This is a genomic window from Desulfosarcina ovata subsp. ovata (assembly GCF_009689005.1).
In the GTDB taxonomy this organism is placed as follows: Bacteria; Desulfobacterota; Desulfobacteria; order Desulfobacterales; family Desulfosarcinaceae; genus Desulfosarcina; species Desulfosarcina ovata.
The window spans coordinates 2,892,213-2,908,940 of sequence record NZ_AP021879.1; the positions used below are offsets into that span (position 1 = coordinate 2,892,213).

The 16,728-nt window shown below is 60.6% G+C and carries 12 protein-coding genes; 9 read left to right on the forward strand and 3 right to left on the reverse strand.

Features of this window, described 5'->3' with window-relative positions:
• Positions 1-2: 2 nt before the first annotated feature.
• Together GN112_RS12900 and GN112_RS12905 are read right to left on the reverse strand one after the other, a co-directional pair.
• A complete protein-coding gene (locus tag GN112_RS12900; protein WP_162458911.1) occupies positions 3-740 on the reverse strand; it encodes a lysophospholipid acyltransferase family protein in 738 nt (245 codons plus the stop codon).
• Between the two features lie 21 nt (positions 741-761).
• On the reverse strand, positions 762-1,094 hold the full coding sequence (locus tag GN112_RS12905; RefSeq protein ID WP_174247659.1) for a hypothetical protein: 333 nt from the start codon (positions 1,092-1,094) through the stop codon (positions 762-764).
• Between the two features lie 730 nt (positions 1,095-1,824).
• On the opposite strand from GN112_RS12905, the gene GN112_RS12910 reads away from it, so the two are divergent.
• Genes GN112_RS12910 through GN112_RS12920 form a run of 3 tightly spaced genes read left to right on the forward strand, consistent with a single transcriptional unit; the run spans position 1,825 to position 5,304 of the window.
• On the forward strand, positions 1,825-3,375 hold the full coding sequence (locus GN112_RS12910; protein ID WP_155310598.1) for an ATP-binding protein: 1,551 nt from the start codon (positions 1,825-1,827) through the stop codon (positions 3,373-3,375).
• 9 nt (positions 3,376-3,384) lie between these two features.
• Positions 3,385-4,731: a sigma-54-dependent transcriptional regulator gene (locus GN112_RS12915; RefSeq protein ID WP_155310599.1), complete on the forward strand. Its 1,347-nt coding sequence runs from the start codon at positions 3,385-3,387 to the stop codon at positions 4,729-4,731.
• Positions 4,732-4,734: 3 nt separating this feature from the next.
• Positions 4,735-5,304 carry a zinc metallopeptidase gene (locus GN112_RS12920; RefSeq protein ID WP_155310600.1) on the forward strand — a complete coding sequence of 190 codons (570 nt, stop codon included), beginning with the start codon at positions 4,735-4,737 and terminating at the stop codon, positions 5,302-5,304.
• Between the two features lie 33 nt (positions 5,305-5,337).
• On the opposite strand, the gene GN112_RS12925 is transcribed toward GN112_RS12920, so the two are convergent.
• Positions 5,338-6,279, reverse strand: a complete 942-nt coding sequence (locus GN112_RS12925) for a glycine cleavage system protein H (protein ID WP_155310601.1) — start codon at positions 6,277-6,279, stop codon at positions 5,338-5,340.
• A 683-nt stretch (positions 6,280-6,962) separates the two neighbouring features.
• Between GN112_RS12925 and GN112_RS12930 the strand changes: the two genes are divergently transcribed.
• The 6 genes from GN112_RS12930 to GN112_RS12955 all read left to right on the forward strand — a co-directional run bounded on the left by GN112_RS12930 (position 6,963) and on the right by GN112_RS12955 (position 16,710).
• Positions 6,963-7,442, forward strand: coding sequence for an MFS transporter permease (locus GN112_RS12930; RefSeq protein WP_155310602.1), 480 nt, complete (start codon positions 6,963-6,965; stop codon positions 7,440-7,442).
• A gap of 347 nt (positions 7,443-7,789) precedes the next feature.
• Positions 7,790-8,209 carry a response regulator transcription factor gene (locus tag GN112_RS12935; protein WP_162458912.1) on the forward strand — a complete coding sequence of 140 codons (420 nt, stop codon included), beginning with the start codon at positions 7,790-7,792 and terminating at the stop codon, positions 8,207-8,209.
• Between the two features lie 10 nt (positions 8,210-8,219).
• Entirely contained in the window at positions 8,220-11,627 is a 3,408-nt protein-coding gene (locus GN112_RS12940) for an FAD-dependent oxidoreductase (protein ID WP_155310604.1), read from the forward strand.
• Positions 11,628-11,652: 25 nt separating this feature from the next.
• Entirely contained in the window at positions 11,653-12,075 is a 423-nt protein-coding gene (locus GN112_RS12945) for a hydrogenase iron-sulfur subunit (RefSeq protein WP_155310605.1), read from the forward strand.
• Positions 12,076-12,109: 34 nt separating this feature from the next.
• Positions 12,110-13,255 (forward strand): 4Fe-4S dicluster domain-containing protein, encoded by a 1,146-nt coding sequence (locus GN112_RS12950; protein ID WP_155310606.1) that lies wholly within the window; start codon positions 12,110-12,112, stop codon positions 13,253-13,255.
• A 50-nt stretch (positions 13,256-13,305) separates the two neighbouring features.
• Positions 13,306-16,710: a response regulator gene (locus GN112_RS12955; RefSeq protein WP_155310607.1), complete on the forward strand. Its 3,405-nt coding sequence runs from the start codon at positions 13,306-13,308 to the stop codon at positions 16,708-16,710.
• Positions 16,711-16,728: the final 18 nt, after the last annotated feature.

Below are 16,728 nucleotides of genomic sequence, written 5' to 3' on the forward strand. Positions count from 1 at the left end.
CGTTAGGACTCCTGTGGGCCGTTTTCGAGGTGCTCCGTAAGGATGGTGCGTACCCGCTGCAAAAGGGCGTCCTTGGTTTTGCGGGTGTAGTCGGCCGTCTCCAATGGATCGAGAATCTCCATGCGCACCGGCGTGGGCCGGATCATGAAGTGGCCTTTGGGAACGATGTCCCGGGTGCCCCGGATAACGATCGGAACGATGGGCACCCCCGAATCCACCGCCAGCACAAAGCCGCCTTTTTTGAAGGGCAAAAGATTGCCGTCGGGGCTGCGGGTGCCTTCGGGAAAGATCAGCACGCTGGTTCCGTCGCGAATGGTGCGTGCGGCCCTTGTCAGGCTCTCAAAAGCCGACTTGCGGTTGGAGCGGTCAATGCTGATGTACCCGACCCCGCGCATGGCGCGCCCGAAAATGGGAATTCTGAACAGCTCGGCCTTGGCCAGCCAGCGGAACTGGACCGGCAGGCGTCCCAGCAGCAGGGGGATATCAGCATTGCTCTGGTGGTTGGCCATGTAAATGTAGGATCGCTTTTGATCCAGCCGTTCGGCACCGACGACCGTAATTTTCACCCGGCTCACCCACAGGATCGAATTGGCCCACAACCGTGCCAGCAGATGCGGGAAATTGCCTGTATGGCTGAAAAAAGAGCACAGGATGACGGTGATCCCGATGGCGGTCGTGGCCACAATCGTCCACACGACGATGACGGCGGTCTGCAATTTATCGATCAGGGATTTGAGCATGGGAAGCGGCATCCTGCGCGGTCAGGTGATAATGTCCAGTTTCTCGAAAATCGTATCCATGGTTTGAATCAGCCAATCTCGCTGCCGCCCGTCGGCATAGTGGATACAATCACAACGCACCCGGTTGCGGGTTCGGATCAACAGTTCACCGACCAGGCGGTTCTCCTCGAGTTCAAGGGCCATGAAAAAGGGCGCGCAGCCCGTATGGGCCTGCTGGACATTGGAATAGAGGGTCTCGTCCAGGGGAATCCAGTAAAGCCCATCCACACCTGACACACCGAAGGTCTCGTCCAGATAGGCTTTTACCTTTTCGTAATCCGGATAACGGATCTCGTCAATCACATATTGCTTCATTATCGTTGTCCCTAGCACAAAACTGTGTAAATCTCAACATATATGTTCACTCCAGAGCAGTGACAACAACCGGTAGGGGGCGAACCAGGGCGATCGCGTACGCATCGTTACTATGATCCAAATCGCTATCGGGATCGTTATCGAAATCGAAAAGAAATGGGACGTAGACATGCAGACGGGATGTTTGGCGACTTGCGGTCAATGGTCATCGACGCCATGGAAAACGGGAGAACCGGGAACCGTCTATCGCCCTTTTGTCAACCCGTGATTCCAATATACATCGTCGATTTCGATCCCGATTTCGATTTCGATAAACCTGAGTTACATGCGATTGCCCTGGGGGCGAACCGGCGACATCCATCTTCTGCACGACCTGGCTGGCCATGTGTCAACCGATCATGTAAGTGCCGGTTCCGACGGCCACCAGTAAAACGACTATATCGACCTTCCTTAAAAAAATAAAGCACCGCCATAAAGATCCCGGGGCAACCGCGCGACAGTTGACAACCGACCCGGAGAAAAATAAGCTTGGCATATGCCAACAACATAGGGGCTCGCAAGCGATCTCTCATCATTTCAGACCTGTTCCCCGCACACCCTCCGGGCCCTGGCCACTGCCGCAAAACGGCACGACGCATTTCCGAGACCCGGGGCATTCTCTCCCTGACGCGTCCCACCGGCCATTCGAGACGGCAGACGCGGTAACGCTTCGGGTTGTCCGAGAATAACGATGAACCAACGACTTTCAGTAAAACTGCCCCTGAAACTGGCCATTGTCGGTGGCGGGCGGGCGTGTAAATTCTTCCTCAAGCTGATTCGCCTGGGCAACCTGCCTTACCTGCAGATTGATATTATCGGGGTCTGTGACATCAACCCCCGGGCCGAGGGGTACCGCATGGCCCAACGCATGGGAATCTACACCACCACCGATTTCAGGGATCTATTTTCCCTCGAGGGCCTGGACGGCATCATCGAACTAACCAGCAATCGGGACCTGCTGGTCGAACTGATTCAGCTTCGCCCTCCCCGTATCGGGATCGTCGAGCACAATATCGGCCGCCTGCTCCGGGACCTGTTCACGGTTGACCAGAAACTCCGCTCGGCCGAGCAGCAGATTGTGTTTGAAAAAGCGCTGCGCGACTTCCTGATTCAGCAGAATCAACAATGCATCGTGGTGATCAACACCGATTTCACCATCGATTCGGTCAATGACGCCTATCTCGAAACCGTCAACAAAACCCGCGACGAGGTCATCGGCACGCCCTGCTACCAGGTGATCCACGGATTGGCGGCCCCCTGCGACGCCCTGCGCAACGGCATGGTCTGTCCCATGCTGGAAACCCTGCGCACCGGTCAATCGACCCAGGGCATCCATCCGATGACCACCGGGGAAACAGTGTCGACCCTCTATGACATCGTCACCTACCCGGTACGCAATGCCAAAGGCGAAACCGTACGGGTCATTGAACTCTGGATGGACATCGAACGGGAAATCGCCTCCCGCTGGAAAAAACGCGAGCAGGAACTGAAATCGGATCTGAACAAACTGATCCAGGAGGATCGCATGATCTCACTGGGCAAGCTGGTGGCCAGCTGTGTCCATGAAATCAACAACCCGATTCAAGGGCTCCTCACCTTCAGCCACATCATGAAGGAAATGCTGACCGCCGACAGCCTGAATCCGACGGAAATCGGGAAAATGCGCAAATTTACCGAACTCATGGCCGATGAACTCGAACGCTGCGGCAAGATCATCAGCGGCCTGCTCTCTTTCTCCCGCGAATCCCACAAGGCCTTCCGGGCCGTCAATCTCAATGAGGTCGTTTCAACGGTGGTCGACCTGGTCCGGCATCGCATTGAACTGCAGGATCTCTACTTCAAGATGACCCTCACCGATGCGCCACTTTTCGTGCATGGGGACATCAACCGCCTGCAGCAATGTTTTCTCAACCTGATTTTCAATGCCATCGAGGCCATGCGCCCGGGAGGCAACCTCGGCATCACATCACACCTGATCAGCGACAAGCAGCTGGCCGAGGTCGCCATTCACGACACCGGCCATGGCATCCCCCACAAACACCTGAACCACATCTTCGATCCCTTCTTCACCACCAAAGCCATGGGAGAAGGCACTGGCATGGGCCTGTCCATCGTTTACGGGGTCGTAAAAAACCATCGGGGGGAAATTCGGGTCGATAGTACCGTTGATCAGGGCACCACGTTTACCATTCAGCTTCCGCTTGTGGGAAAGGCCGATGCACCTGGCCGGAACAAGGGATAGGGAGGCCGCATGCAGATCATGATTGTCGATGACGAAAGAATCATCCGGGAATCCTTTTTCCACTGGTTCCAGAAAAGCGGGCACACGGTGGAAACGGCGGCATCCGGCGCCGAAGCGCTGGACAAGCTTACCCAGGCTCCGTTTGACCTGCTCTTCGTGGACATTAAGATGCCCGGCATGGACGGTATCGAACTGTTGGCAGCGGTGAAGGAACGCTATCCGGAAACCCTGGTGGTCATCATCACGGCCTACGGGTCCATCGAATCGGCCGTCAACGCAATGAAAATCGGCGCCACCGATTATCTGGTGAAACCGTTCAAGCCCGACCAGCTTTCCCTGGTCATGGAAAAGGTGGCCCAGCACCAGAAGCGTTCATCCGAATACAACTACCTGAAGGGACGGCTGGAAAAAATCACCCGGTTCGACAACATCATCGGGCAGTCGGCAGCCATGACGGCGGTTTTCGAAATGATCGCCGAGGTGGCCGACAGCGATGCATCGGTGCTTCTTGCCGGGGAGACCGGCACCGGCAAGGAACTGATCGCCAGGGCGATTCATGCCAAGAGCCCGCGCGCCAACCTCCCATTTATCGCCATCAACTGCGGCGCCATTCCCGATACCCTCCTGGAAAGCGAACTCTTCGGGCACCAGAAAGGTGCCTATACCGGCGCGACCCACGATCGCAAGGGGTTTTTGGAGGTGGTCGGCGGCGGAACCCTCTTCCTGGACGAGGTCGGCGAAATCAGCCCCAAAATGCAGGTCGATCTGCTCCGGGTGCTTGAAGACAAAACCGTCACCCGGGTGGGCAGCCGTCGCCCCGTATCGGTCGATTTCCGGCTGGTGACGGCAACCAGCCGGGATCTGGATGCCCAGATCGACGCCGGCCATTTCAGGGAGGATTTCTACTACCGCATCAACGTGATTCAAATCGATATCCCCCCGCTCAGGCAACGCAAAGCCGATATCCAGCTGCTGGCCGACCATTTTTTAAAGAAACTGTGCCACGAAACCACGAAACGCGTGGACCGCATCTCTCCCCGTGCCCTGCAGCTCCTCGAGGCATACGACTGGCCCGGCAACGTCAGGGAACTGGAAAACGCCATCGAACGGGCAATGGTGCTTTCCAAATCGAGGATGCTCGACGAAGCGGACTTCGCCTTTCTGCAGCCGCCCGGAAAAGCCGCCGCCCATGGCCCCGCCCTGCGCGATATGGAAAAACACCACATCCTCGATATCCTGGATCAGTATGGATGGAACATCACCCAGGCGGCCAAGGCCCTGGGCATCAACCGGGTCACCCTGCACAAAAAAATCCGGCGCTACCAGTTGAAGGCCGGCAGCAGGGACAATCAATAGCCCATGCCAGACGACGACCGCGTGGATCGCAAAAAGCCGCTGGTGACCGTGATTCCCTTCGGCCAGACGCCTGTTATTGCCGCCAAGGTGATCGCCGCGCACATTTCCGGCTATCTGAACATGGACGCGGAAACCTTGCCGAGCATGCCCATCCCCCCCGACGCCCTGGACGGCGAGCGGCTGCAATACAACGCCGCCCGGATCATCGAGACCCTGGAGGCGGCGGATATGACGAATGCGTTCAAAATTGTCGCCCTTTTTGACGTCGATCTGTTCATCCCCCTGTTTACCCATGTTTTCGGGGAAGCCCGGCAGAACGGGCGGGTTGCCGCGATCTCCCTCTATCGCCTGTCCATCCACGCCGACGGATCTTGCCCGCCATCTGACCGGATCCTGGAGCGGGCCGCCAAAATCGCCCTGCACGAAATGGGGCACCTGCTGAACCTGCTGCACTGCGCCGATCCCCTGTGCCTGATGAACTTTTCCGACACAGTGGACAATCTGGACCAAACACCATTCAATTTCTGCCGCTATTGCCGGCGGTCGCTGCACCGGGCTTTGGCCTCCCCCTGAAGGGAGGGCAACCGTCTTGGGTTCAGGCCACGATCATTTCTTGGTGGTGTGCAAAAATTGCGATGCCAGGTCATCCCATCGGAGGGTGTCAATGGCGCCGTAAATATCCCGCACCACCGATCCGCCGGTGGCGGCCATATCCTCGTACGGCGGTCCCATCAGGCCCAGCAGCTTGCGATGCTCCTGATCGATCCACTGGGTGCACTCCTGACCGAAGAAAAGCCGTTTCAGGTTGCGTTTGGGCAGATCCGGCTCGACGATGAAAAGCCATCCGGTATGATAGGGATCCTCGTTGACCAGTTGCGGATGCTCCCGTGCCGGGTGATTCACCGCCAGTACAGTACCCGTCACCGGAGAGAGTACCCCTGCCCGATGATCATCCCGGCCGAACGTCCACCCCACCCGGTCCTGCTGCACCTTGGCTCCCAGGGGCGGCAGGTCGACTTGGCTCAAATGGCCGAACACACATGCCGCAAAATCGTCAAGGCCGATCCTGGCCCGTCCGCCGTGTTCAAAGCGGACCCAGCTGTGCCCCATGTGATAGTAATAGTCATCGGCAATTTTGAATCCGGCCACCACGTTGCAGGTCGGTTCCCCCAGATCGGCGCCCAGATCCATCTCGTCGAGCATCTGATCAAAAGCGCAGTTGGAACAGTTATAATTGTACGGGCATGTTTTCGGGGCGGCGATCCGGCCGGTCAGTGCGTGCCGGCAGGGCCGATTGGCGCCGTCGTAGCGTTCGACAAGGTAGGTGACCCATTTTGATGCAGCCGTTTGATGGTCAACGGAAGGGTCGATTTTCATGGCCTGGCGAATGGCCCGGTTGAACGGGCAGGCATTGCAGTCAAAGGCATTGTCACAGATGTGATAATTGACCACTCCGGCCTTCATCCAAATGCAACGATCCTCCATGACATTGAACCCGACCACGCGTTTTTTGGGCGAAACCGGCTTCTTTTTCGGGGAAACGTTCATGGTGATCCTCCTTGGGTTGCGGGTTTTCACCAATTTTGTATAGCAAACAGTCTGCCAGATACCGAGCCCCTGTCAGTTTAACTATTAACCACTGAATTTATAGAATATTCGTTGTTTTTGAATCCCGCCGGGATCGGACACGCCCGAACGGCGCGAACGAAGCGTTTAAAACGGCTACACCCCAGTGGCCGCAGACGGGTTCCACATCAATATTTCGGTTTTGAATACGGCAGGTTAGACAGGTGTTGCCAATTACATCGATACAACCGGCCGGTGTAGCCAAAATGAACTCCAACGCTGCTAACAGCAGGGCAATCGCATGTAGATTTCCGGGTTGCTTTTCTTCCCAAAATTAGAGCGGCCATGAATGTCAAAGACCAAATGAAAAATGCCAAATGGTGGTATTCTATCTATTTTAAAATCGATTTCATCCTTCATTTGACATTTGGGCTTTGGCATTTGGCATTTCTCCACTTTCGGGAATGGTGGTGTTCAGGAACGGCCGGTTTTCGATTTTACTTGCGATTGACCTGTGCATAACAGTATCGGTCTTGAAAATCGGCCGGGTTTGGGATAATCAGTGGCTGTCCGCCATGAATGGCCCGTTCTGCCCGTTTCCGGAAGGACGCCAACAAACCGGGCGGCAGTCACCAACACAAAGCCAAAGCCAAAAGCACGCAACCATGAATGATTCCCTCATCGACGTGGTCATTCCCAAAGAGAACGCTGTCTTCTGGATGGACGACCGTGGCCGCTGGCACAATCGCCACGGCCGGTTCGAGCATAAACGCATCATCGATCACTTCAACCAGGCCATCCGCCGCGACGGCGACGGCTACTACGTTACCCAGGTGCGGGGGAATGTTCGCGAAAAGGTCTATTTCCACTATGCGGACACCCCCCTTTTTGTCGTTCGCATCATAGAAAAGACGGACCTTAAGGGGGTTCTCAATACCGGCGAAGCGATCATCATCGATCCGCCGGCACTGTGCATTGAAAACGACCAGCTCTACCAGGTGCGGGGCGTCGAACGCATCAAATTTTCTGACCGTGCGCTTCTGACCCTGGCGTCACACCTGAAAGAGACAGCCAACGGACTCATCTTTCAGATGGGTGACCGCAGTTGGCCGATTCCGGAGAACAGCGATTGTTGCGCAACATAATGCAACACCGCGAAGACATTTGCTGCAAAATATTTATTCTACGATAACAGAGCCTTAATTCATTCGTCAGCCGGACTCTGTTGTAGAAACCGCAACGCAACACTCCTCCCCATAGCCTTTTGGCAAAAGCCTTTTGCCTTTAAAAACAACCGGTTTCCTGCGAAATCCCCACTGGCATGGCTTATGCTGTACCCAATGAGCAACGTCGCGCCATTCCACATTTACCCACACTGCCGATAAACGGCAACGGCACCTGAAACGTCAACAATCGCTAGGGCATGTTCGATCCGCAATCAACGGACGATGCCCTTCAATCGGGTCCCCGGCGGCCCAGCCAGCGAGGAGCGATGGTGTCAGCAAAGCAGCCAGCCAAGACCATCCTCGTGGTCGAAGATGAACCCGACACGAGCATCTTTCTGTCCAACCTGCTCGCCGCCAACGGATTCTGCCCGATCTGCGCCAGCACAATTGTCGAAGGCCTCAAGAAGGCGGTGGACGGTTGTCCGGATCTGGTGATTATCAACGCCATGCTGCCCGGCGAAGCCGGGCTGCGCCTTTACCGCAGCCTGCGGTGCAGCGACCGCCTGTGCCATATTCCGATTGTCATGTTGTCCACAGTGGACAAAAGCATGTTTTATCATTGGCCGGGAACCCGGCGCTCGCCATCGGGGCGTCATATCCCCGAACCCGAGGCATACCTGCAGAAACCACCCGAAGCGGACGAACTGCTGGCTGTGGTTAACCGACTCTGTGCAACAAAAGGATGAGGGAGGCGGCATGTCTATCAAGATTGGATTCTACATCTGCCACTGTGGCATCAACATCGCTCACAAGGTCCGGGTTCAGGAGGTCGCCGATTTTATACGCACCCTGAAAAACGTGGTCGTTTCCCGCGATTACAAATTCATGTGCTCCGATCCCGGCCAGGAGATGATCGAAACCGATATCCGCACCCATGGACTCAACCGGGTGGTGGTCGCCTCCTGCTCGCCGCGACTGCACGAAAAGACCTTCCAGGGGGCCTGCCAGCGGGCCGGGCTGAACCCATACCTGTTCCAGATGGCGTCGGTGCGCGAACAGGTCTCGTGGGTCACCACCGACGAGGACGAAGCCACCCGCAAGGCCAAAACCCTGGCCGCCGGGGCCATCAACCGGGTCAATTTCCACCAGATGCTGGAGACCCGCACCGTTGACGTGCATCCCGATGTGATGGTGGTGGGCGGCGGTATCGCCGGCATGCAGGCGGCCCTGGACATCGGCAACGCCGGCCTGACGGTTTACCTGGTGGAGCGTCAGACCACCGTTGGCGGCCACATGCTCCAGTTCGACAAAACCTTTCCCACCCTGGACTGCGCCGCCTGCATCGGGACGCCCAAAATGGTCGAGGTGGCCCAGAATCCCAACATCCGACTTTTGACCTACAGCGAGGTGACCGATGTCTCCGGTTACATCGGCAACTACGACGTCACCGTCACCCGCCGGCCGCGCTACGTCAAGGAGGGCGTCTGCACCGGCTGCGGAGAGTGCGCCAAGGTGTGTCCGGTCTCGCTGCCCAGCGAATGGGACGAGGGGCTCTCCCAGCGCAAGGCGATCTTCCGGGCCTTTCCCCAGGCCGTGCCGATCACCTTTACCATCGACAAGAAGGACCGGGCCCCCTGCACCACCACCTGTCCGGCGGGCATCAATGTCCAGGGCTACGTTCAACTCATCGGCCAGGGCAAGTATCGCGAAGCCGTTGAACTGATCCGCCAGCGCCTACCCCTTCCCGGCGTGCTGGGACGGGTCTGCCCGCATCCCTGTGAATCGGTCTGCCGGCGTCAGGAGGTGGACAGCGCGGTGGCCATCCGCGACCTGAAGCGGTTTGCCGCCGACCAGGTCAGCCTGGCCGATCTGCCCGTTCCGGCCATTGAGGACCGGCCCGAACGGGTAGCCGTCATCGGTTCCGGCCCGGCCGGACTGACCGTGGCCGATGACCTGCGGCGCCAGGGGTTTCCGGTGACGATCTTCGAAGCACTGCCCGTGCTGGGCGGCATGCTGCGGGTGGGTATCCCCGACTACCGCCTGCCGCCGGCGGTACTCGACGGTGAAATCGACCACCTGCTCGCCCACGGCATCGAAGCCCGCACCGGCATGCGTTTCGGCGTCGACTTCAGCCTGACGGACCTGGCGGACCAGGGCTACCAGGCCGTGTTCCTGGGAATCGGCGCCCACCACGCCATGACCCTGGGCATTCCCGGTGAAGCCACCGCCAAAGGTGTGGTCGATGCCATGCACTTTCTGCGGGAGGTCAACCTGGGCGACCGGCAGGCACCGGGCCAGCAGATCGTCGTCGTGGGCGGCGGCAATGTGGCCATCGATGCGGCCCGGGTGGCCAAACGGCTCGGCGCCCAAACGGTCACCGTGGTCTATCGCCGGTCCGAACGGGAGATGCCCGCCTATGCCGAGGAAATCCAGGGAGCCCGGAATGAAGGCATCCGGTTCACCACCCTTACGGCACCGGTGCGCATCCTGGCCGAGGGCGACCGGGTCACCGGTTTCGAATGCATGCGCACGGAGCTGGGGCCGCCGGACGACACGGGCCGGCGACGCCCGGTGCCGGTGGAAGGCTCCGCCTTTGTGATTGAGTGCGACACGGTGATCCCGGCCATCGGGCAGAAAATCGACGCCTCCTGGTCGGCCCAGCTCCCCGAGTTGCAGTTGACCGCCAGAAACACCATTGCCGTGGCGCCCGGCACCATGCAGACCTCCATCCCCCACCTCTTTGCCGCCGGCGATGCGGTCAGCGGCCCGGCCACGGTGATCGAGGCGGTGGCGGCCGGCCACAAGGCGGCGGCGGCCATGGCACGCTACATCGAAGGGGCCGATATGGACCGGTTCGCCCGGGACCTGGCCGACCGGCCGCCACCAGGCCAGGACTGGGCCGATATCGCCGACACCATCGCCCCGCAACCCCGGGCCACACCCGCCCATGTCACGGACCCGGCCCGGGCAAGGACCTTCGATGAGGTGGATCGGGGGTTGAGCGAAGCCGAGGCCCGCCAGGAAGCGTCCCGCTGTTTGAACTGCGGGGTGTGCAGCGAATGCATGGCCTGCGTGACGGCGTGTGAGGCGGGGGCCATCGACCACACCATGGCCCCCACCCGGGAAACCCTCAAAGTGGGCAGCATCATCCTGGCCACGGGCTACGATCTGATGGATCCCGGTCCCATCCAGCCGCTGGGTTACGGCCGCTACGCCAACGTGTTCACCAGCCTGGAGTTCGAACGCCTGAGCAATGCCACCGGTCCCACCGGCGGCCAGATTCTCACGCGCGACGACAGCGGCCGGTTCGGTGAGCCGCCGCAGAGCGTGGCCCTGGTCCACTGCGTGGGCAGCCGCGATGTCAACCACCACCCCTACTGCTCACGGGTCTGCTGCATGTACGCCCTGAAGTACAGCCACCTGATCAAGGAGAAGGTCGGCCACCACGCCCAAGTTTACGACTTTTACATCGACCAGCGCTGTTTCGGCAAAGGCTACGAGGAGTTCTACCGCCGCTGCCAGGAGGAGGGCACGGTGTTCATCCGCGGCAAAGTGGCCGAGATCACCGATAAGGGAGAAACCCCGGAAGAAGCCGGCAAACTGGTGGCCATTGCCGAGGACACGCTTCTGGGCGAACGCATCCGGGTTCCGGTGGACATGGTGGTGCTGTGCAGCGCCATGGAGGCCCGCAGCGATACCACCGATGTGGGTCGGCTGTTCGGCGTCAACCCGGGCGGCGATGGATTCTTCCTTGAAGAGCACCCCAAACTGGGGCCGCTGAACACCGCCACCGACGGCGTCTTCCTGGCCGGTGCCTGCCAGGGTCCCAAGGATATCCCCGACACCGTGGCCCAAGCGTCGGGCGCGGCCGCCAAGGCCCTTTCCCTGGCCACCCGCGGCGAGGTCCAGGTGCCCTCGGCGATCAGCTGGATCGATCCGGACATCTGTTCCGGCTGCCAGACCTGCATCGACCTTTGCGCCTACGGTGCCATCAGTTTCGATGCCCGCCGCCAGGTCTCGATGGTCAACGGCGCCCTGTGCAAGGGCTGCGGCAGCTGCAGCACGGCCTGCCCATCCAATGCGGCGCAGGTCAGCCATTTCAAGGGGAAACAGGTGTTTGCCGAACTGGATGGAATTATGGATGCGCTTTCGGCTGTTGGTTAAAACTGAATAAAAATCGGAGATTTTTATGGAACCTTTCGAACCCGCCATCATCGCCTTCGTCTGCAACTGGTGCACCTACACGGCCGCCGACCTGGCCGGTACCTCGCGGCTCGCCTATCCGAAAAACATCCGCCTGATCCGGGTGATGTGCACGGGCATGGTCGATCCCCAGTACGTTATCAAGGCCTTTCTCGAAGGGGCCGACGGTGTGCTGATCAGCGGCTGTCATCCCGGTGACTGCCACTACATCAACGGCAACTACAAGGCGCGCCGGCGGGTCAAGCTGCTCAAGGAGATCCTGCCCCGCTTCGGTATCGACGACCGGCGGCTGCGTCTGACCTGGATTGGTGCCAGCGACGGGATTGAATTTTCGCACATCATGGGAGAGCTCGTGGAACAGACCCGGGAATTGGGCCCCATGCTCCCCGACCTAAAAATGGTCATCTGACACGGCGTGGTGAAACCGAACATCCGGAGGCAATATGACACAGGCAGTTAGCATTCCTATCCAGGATCATGACCTTCTCACCGGCATGCGTTCCTTTTTGACCGCCATCATGGAAAAATCCGGGATCGACGCTATTCTGGTCCCAGCCCGCCTGTCCGTAAAGAACCGGATCATGCCCATGCTGATATCGGATCCGGCGTGCCTGACCGAGGCGGATCCGCTCTCCCCGGCGTTTCCGGTCAACGCCGCCCAGCAGCTCACCCGGCTTACCCGCCAACCGGCCGGGGGGCGCCTGGCCGCGGTCCTGCGCCCCTGCGAGGTGCGGGCCTTCAACGAGCTGGTCAAGCTGAACCAGGGCCGTCGTGAGGATGTGCTGATCATCAGCCTCGACTGCCCGGGTGCCCTGTCCAACAGCGATTTCAGAACTTTTGCCGATGGGTACGACTCCCTGGACGCCGCCTCCCGGGCATTTGCCGCCACGGCCTTTTCCAGCGCTCCGGCAGGCGATCTGCCGGAAGTCACAAGTGCCTGCCGGGCATGCGACCATCCGGTTTGCGATGGTGGCGACATCGGCATCGAACGGTTCGGTGACGATCAGGCAACCGATCCGGTGGCGCGGGCCCATACGGAAAGCGGGCAAGCCGCGCTCACGGGCCTCGATTTCCCTCCCCCACAGGCGCCCGCCGAAGGCCGCAAAGCCGCCATCCAGTCCATTCTGGCGGTCCGCAGGAGATATCGCGACGGGATGTTCGCCGAAGTGGCCGAAGCCACCAACACGATTCCGGCCCTGAGTACCTACCTGGCCGATTGCGTCAACTGTTACAACTGCCGCGGGGCCTGCCCGGTGTGTTACTGCACGACCTGTGTGTTCAGCACCGACACCTTCCGCCACGAGCCGTTCCAGTACGTGCAATGGGCCCGTCGCAAAGGGGAGATCAAGATGCCCACGGACACCCTCTTTTTCCATCTGACCCGCATGGCCCACATGAGTTGTGCCTGCGTGGGCTGCGGCCAGTGTACCAATGCCTGTCCCAACGACATCCCCTTATCGGACCTGTTCACCTATGTGGCCCGGCATACCCAGGGTGCCTTTGACTACCGGGCCGGCCTGGATATTAACGCCCGTCCGCCCATGAACGGGTTTGAGGAAGAGGAATACCCGGAAATCGTGGGGCTATGAAATTTCAAATTTGAGATTTGAGATTTGGAATCCTTGGAAGGGAGCGCACCATGAACCAGAAAATCGGCAAGGCCCTGGTTGTCGGCGCCGGCATCAGCGGTATCCGTGCGGCCATCGATCTGGCCCAGATGGGATACGGCGTCACCCTGATCGACCGGGCCGCGCACATGGGCGGTATCCTGAGCCAGCTGGACCGCCAGTTCCCCTCCGACCGTTGCGGGATGTGCCGCATGCTGCCCATGACCGACCGGGACAGCGGCATCCAGACCTGCCTGCGCAAAGGCCTTTTTCACGAGCGCATCGACATCCTGCTGGGCACGACCCTGATCGCGGTGGACGGGGAACCGGGCAAATTCGACGTCATCCTGAAACAGGCGCCCGCCCCCGTCGATCCCGAGCGCTGCAATGGTTGTGGCCAATGTGCGGCGGTCTGCCCGGTGGCGGTCCCCGACGCCTTCAACGCCGGTCTCACCCAGCGCAAAGCCATCTACCTGCCCGTGCCCCACAACCTTCCCAACACCTACACCATCGATACCGATGCCTGCACCCGCTGCGGAGCCTGCGAGCCGGTCTGCCCCACCGAGGCAATCCGCCTGTCGGCCACGGGGCGCCGGGCATTTCGCATTCTGGTGGTGGACGACGAGGCAATCATCAGAAATTCCCTGGATGCCTGGCTGGGCGACGAAGAGGGCTACAATGTGACACTGGCGGCTTCGGGTGCCGAGGCCGTGGAAAAGCTCTCCGAGGGTCCCTTCCATCTCATGCTGGTGGACATCAAGATGCCGGGAATGAGCGGGGTCGAGGTGCTGGAGAAGGCCCGGGCGATCCAGCCGGACCTGCAGGTGCTGATGATGACCGCCTACGCCACTGTGGAAACCGCCGTGGAGGCCATGAAAATCGGCGCCATGGATTACCTGATCAAGCCTTTCGAACCCGACGATCTGACCCCCAAGGTGACGGCCGTGTACGACGCCTTCGAAGCCACCACCCATTTGAAACACACCGTGGGCGCGGTGGTGCTGGCCACCGGGACGGTCTGTTTCGATCCCTCCACAGGAAAGAATCCCATGGGCTACGGCGTCGTGCCCAATGTGGTCACCGGGCTGGAACTGGAGCGTATGCTCAGCGGCTGCGGGCCGGACGCCGGACAGCTGCTGCGCCCCTCGGATAAGCGTCCGGTGAAAAAGGCCGTGTGGATCCAGTGCGTGGGGTCCCGGGACCTGCAGTGCGGTGCCGACTTCTGCAGTACCATCTGCTGTATGTTCGCCCTCAAGGAGATGACCCTGGCCCGCCAGGCGGCAGACGCCGATTTTGAGGCCAGCATGATTTACATGGACCTGCGCACCTTCGGCAAATCCTTCGACCGCTACGGTCAGGCGGTCATGTCCGCCGACGGCGTCCGCCTGATCCGCGGCCGGGTCCACTCCATCGCCCCCACTCCGGGCAGCGACGACGTGACCCTGCGCTGGAGCACGGCATCGGAAGCGGTCCATGAGGAGGCCTTCGACCTGGTGGTGCTTTCGGTGGGCCAGCGGCCGGCGGCGGGCGTGGCCGAAATGGCCGAGGCCCTGGGAATCGAGACTGACCCGTTTGGCTTCGTCAAAACGGCATCTTTTTCCGAAACCCGCACGGCCCGGCCAGGCATCCTTGCCGGCGGCACCCTCACCGGTCCCACCGACATTGCCGAGTCGGCCATTCGTGCATCGGCCGCGGCCCTTGGGGCGTCGCAAGCGATCCATCGCGCCGGTGGCGGTCTGGCCGAAGAGAAAAGCGAACCCACGGCCTGCCGGGATGTTTCCGGACAGCCACCACGCATCCTGGTCCTGCTCTGCCGCTGCCAGAGCGGAGAACATACCGATGCGGCCGTAGACGCCCTGTCCGCGGATCTGGAAAAAGACCCGGCCGTGGTCCGGGTAAACACCATGGACCACATCTGCACGGCCGATGGATGGAAGGCGCTAAGCGCCCTGGACACCGGCGACGTCAACCGGGTATTGCTCGGCGTCTGCCGGCCCTTCGCCTATGGCCGGCGCATGCGCGAGCTTGCCGGCACCGTTTCGCTGGCCCCGGCACTGGTGGATGCGGCGATCATGGACGAGCACCTTCCCGCCGACGCACCGACCAACCGCGCGGCCCTTCTGGCCGGCATCGCCCGCTTGAAAAATTGCGCCCTGGAGGCACCGCCCAGCCAGGCAGCGGTGAATCACACCCTTGTGGTGGGTGGCGGCATCGCCGGCATGCACGCGGCACTGGCAGTTGCCGACCACGGGGTACCGGTAACCCTGGTGGAAACGAGCGACCGGTTGGGCGGCAACCTCACCTGGCTTCACGAAACCATCGATGGCCTCGCGGTGCGGCCCTTTCTGGAGGAGACCGTCGGTCGCATCGACCGGCATCCGGGCATCCGGGTGATAACCGAAAGCCGAGTGGCCGGGGCATTCGGCCAGGCGGGCCATTTTCTGTCGACCATCGAAACCGCCGGCGGGCCCACCGAAACCCTGGAACACGGGGCGGTGATCCTGGCCACCGGCGGCGGCGAGGCGACCACCGATGCCTACGGCCACGGTACCAGCGACCGGGTGGTCACCCAGCGAGAACTGGAACAGCGCATTGGCGATGACACACTGGATGCCGGCAGCCTCAAGGCTGTGGTCATGATCCTGTGCGTGGGGTCCCGGGAAGACCCGCGCAACTACTGCAGCCGGGTGTGCTGCCCCACCGCCCTGAAGCAGGCCCTCTGGCTGAAGAAACGCAATCCCGAGCTTGCGGTCTACATCATCTACCGCGACATGATGACCTGCGGCACCACCGAGGCCTGGTTCACCGAAGCCCGGCGGCAGGGCATTCTCTTCTTCCAGTACCGGCCGGAAGCCAAGCCCGTGGTGACGGTCGGTGAAGGGGAAACGATCACCATTGGTCTGCACGACCCGATCCTCGACGCACCGGTGGCCATCACTGCCGACCTGCTGGTGCTGGCCACCGGCATCGCGTCCCGCCTGCCCATGGAACTGACCCTGGCCTATGGTCTGGCGCCGGATGAAAACGGTTTCTTTCAGGAAGCCGACTCCAAATGGCGGCCAGTGGAGGCCATGCAGGCCGGCGTTCTGGCCTGCGGCATCGCCCTCGCCCCCCGGTCCATTGCTGAATCCGTGGCCACGGCCGACGCCGCGGCCGGCCGAACCCTGGCCATGCTGAACAGCGTCCGCCTGCCGGCCGCACGCACCACGGCCGTGGTGCGCCACAGCCTCTGTACCTTGTGCCTGCGCTGCATCGACACCTGTCCCTACGGTGCGCGTTTTCTGAATGAAGACCGGCAGCAGGTACAGGTCAATCCGGCCCAGTGCCAGGGATGCGGCGACTGCGCCACGGTCTGTCTGAACAATGCCTCCATCGTGGAGGGATTTTCCCAGCGCAGCCTCTTCGGGGCCATCGACGGGGCCATGGCGGCCATGTAAACAGGTAGGGGCACGGCG